The organism is Sphingomonas sp. (genome assembly GCF_035317925.1).
Lineage (GTDB): Bacteria > Pseudomonadota > Alphaproteobacteria > Sphingomonadales > Sphingomonadaceae > Sphingomonas_I.
In genome coordinates this window covers 1-2846 of the sequence record NZ_DATHFV010000016.1, presented here as the reverse complement: position 1 = coordinate 2846, position 2846 = coordinate 1, and the positions used below count along the sequence as shown (strand labels likewise).

Genomic DNA, 2846 nt, shown 5'->3' with positions numbered 1-2846 from the left:
CAGCTTGCGGGTGGTGCGGCGTCCGGCGACGGCGGCGATTCCGTTGCAATCGATATCGCCCATATTGGCCAGCAGGCTCACCAATTCGTCGCGCGCGCTGTCCTGGCCCGCCAGACCGACCAGATTCACGCCGAGGCCGAGGCTGGCGAGATTGGCGGCGACATTGGCGGCGCCACCCGGCACGGCGCGTTCCTCGGTGACGCGCATCACCGGCACGGGGGCCTCGGGCGAGATGCGGCTGACCGTGCCCGACATATAGCAATCGAGCATGACGTCGCCGATCACGGCGACGCGGCGATCGGACAGGCGGTCGAGATAGGCGGTCATGACACTGCCTTGGCAAGAGCCGGCGCCGCTGCAAAGTCTTTTGCCGCGACGCCCGCCGCCAGCACGAGGTGATAGAGCGAGCTGGCCGGCACATAATCGACCAGAGGCGCGCCATCCGCCGCGACATGATCGATCCATCCGCCCGCGAAGGGCTGGCCCAGAAAATGATCCATCAACTTCGTCGCCATCGCCTCGGCGAAGGCGCGCGCATCCGGATCGCTGTCCTTGCGTGCCGCCGCCGCCTTGATTGCCTCGGCATGCGGCCACAGGCGGCGCGAAGACCGGATCACGGCAAAATCAGGGGAAAGCGCATCGAGAATCAGGCCGTCGACGGCCAATCCGTGCATCTTTGCCGAGGCATAGAGCGCCCGGGCGGAAGCGCCCACATCGTCGCCGGTACGCGCACCATATTCGGCCAGCAGCCAGACCCATTCGAAATGATGGCCCGGCTCCCATTCGGCACGCGGCGATGGCGACCAGTCGGGCGCGAAATATTCGTGCAGCAGCCCGTCCTGGAAGAAATGCCGCCGGAACAGGTCCACCAATGCGGCCGCGCGCTCGATATAGCCCCGGCCGGGGGCGGCCTCGTCGAGGAACAGATAGGCCTCGAGCAGATGCATATGCGGATTCTGGCGCTTCTCGGAAGGTGCCGGAATTGCGTCGAACAGACCGCCATGGGCCGGATCGGCCAGGCGCCGTTCGACGAAATTGATGATGCGATCCGCCCGGTCGAGCAGGCGTGCATCGCCGTTCAGGCGATAAAGCGAAGCGATCGAGAAAAGCAGGAAAGCGTGCGCATAAGCGTCGCGCAGGCTCGACAGGATCGCGCCGCTCGCGGGGTCGATCGAAAAAGCGACGCTGGTTTCGTCGCCCGAATCCTCGGCGAAATCGCGCAGGAGCGAGGCCATCGCTGCCTCCGCAAGCGCGGCGCCGTCCGGCAGCCAGCCGAATCGCGCGGCTTCGGCGAACACGAATATCTGCCGCGCCTGGACCATCGCGCGATGCGGCACGGCGACGGGCCGGCCTGCGAAATCCAGCCGTTCGCGGAACCGGGCGGCGCCCGCATCGAACCCGCGCTCGGCCCAGAAAGGCAAAGCCGTGCCGACGGTCCAGTCGAGAAAAGTGCCCAGCATCCCTCAGCCCGATCTAGGGCAAAAGGCGGCGAAGTGCGAGGCGTGCGTCATGCGCCAAGGAAGCCGCGCACGGCGGCGGCGAGGTCGCCTGTATCGCGCTCGATCAGCCGCCAGGGCAGGCCGGCCGCCGCCGCGCTGTCCGCGTCGCTTTGCCGGTCTCCGATCAGGAAGCTGCCCTCCGCCTTCACATTCCAGTCGCGCATCGCGCGGCGGATCATGCCCGGGCCGGGTTTGCGGTCCTCATGCTCGACCGCATATTCCGCGACCGTCCCGTCGGGATGATAGGGGCAATAATAATAAGCATCGATCCGCGCGCCGGCTTGCCCCAGCATCCGGTCGATATGCGCGTGGAATGCCTCGACCTCGGCGATGCCATAGAGGCCGCGCGCGACGCCCGACTGATTGGTCACCACCAGCACGCGATAGTCGGCCGCGTTGAGCACCCGGATCGCCTCCACCGCGGTTGGTGTGAACGCCAGATCCTCCGCGCGATGCGTGTAGCCGGTATCGACGTTGATCACGCCGTCGCGGTCGAGGAAGGCCGCCGGCCGGGCGATCGCAATATCGGAAGTCACCGCCCGATCAGGCGGCGTGCTCGCGCACGCCGGCCACGATCAGCCAACCGATCGAATAGACCAGCAACAGGGCGACCAGCACGGTGCCGAGAATCCGGCCCCGCTCGGGAAAGGTCGATTTGACCGGCATGTTCGCGTCGACCACACGCACCAGATAAAGCTGCTGCTGGATCGCCTGCTCGCGCGATTTCTCCAGGCCGGCGGCGGCCGCTTCGTAGCGCTTGTTGAGGAAATCGCGGCGCAGCACCAGCGCCTGATATTCGCTGACGTCGTTGGTGATCGAATCGGCGCGGCCGGTGAGTTTACCGGACTGGGTGCTCAGTTGCGCCTCCAGGGCCCGAACATGGCCGGCGAGCGCCTGATATTGCGGGCTCGAGGGGCTGATCACGCCGGCCATCGCCGCAAGCTGCGTGCGCGCCTTGGCCAGATCCGTCTGGACGCCCGAGACGATACTCAGCTGCGCCTCGCCGGAGGCCTGCGGATCGATATCGCCGCTGCGATGGCGGAAGGCGGTCATGGCCGCGGCATTGGCGGTCAGCGACGCTTCGGCGTCGGCCAGCACGCGCCGGGAATTGGCGATCGCGTCTTCATAGCTGCGCGCGTTGAGCATGTTGACCCGCTGTTCGCCGATCTGGATCAGCTTGCGGGCGATCTCATAGCTGTCCTGCGGGGTGAAGCTGTGCACCTTGACGACGGTGATGCCGGTCTCGGTGCTGTACTTCACCGTGACGTGCTTCTGATAATATTTCAGCAGCCGTTCGGGGGTCGGATTGGCCGGGTACAGGCGGTTTAACAGGTCGACACCGGGCTG

The 2846-nt window shown here is 66.3% G+C and carries 4 protein-coding genes; all 4 read right to left on the bottom strand.

Annotated features, from left to right (window positions below; all coding sequences use genetic code 11):
• The coding region (locus VK533_RS00965; protein WP_324374123.1) for a bifunctional heptose 7-phosphate kinase/heptose 1-phosphate adenyltransferase at positions 1-327 on the bottom strand (327 nt) is incomplete at its 3' end.
• Complete coding sequence (locus VK533_RS00960; protein ID WP_324374121.1) at positions 324-1460, bottom strand: AGE family epimerase/isomerase; 1137 nt, start codon at positions 1458-1460, stop codon at positions 324-326. The genes VK533_RS00965 and VK533_RS00960, both read right to left, overlap by 4 nt.
• Before the next feature lie 47 nt (positions 1461-1507).
• The gene (locus tag VK533_RS00955; RefSeq protein ID WP_324374119.1) at positions 1508-2035 is read right to left on the bottom strand and encodes an HAD family hydrolase; all 528 of its coding nucleotides are present in this window, start codon (positions 2033-2035) and stop codon (positions 1508-1510) included.
• Positions 2036-2042: 7 nt separating this feature from the next.
• Positions 2043-2846, bottom strand: an 804-nt coding sequence (locus VK533_RS00950; protein ID WP_324374117.1) for a lipopolysaccharide biosynthesis protein, incomplete at its 5' end; no start/stop codon positions are given.

Coding starts and splice junctions, on each gene's coding strand:
- VK533_RS00960 (WP_324374121.1), bottom strand. CDS start 1,460: ATGCTGGGCACTTTTCTCGACTGGACCGTCGGCACGGCTTTGCCTTTC.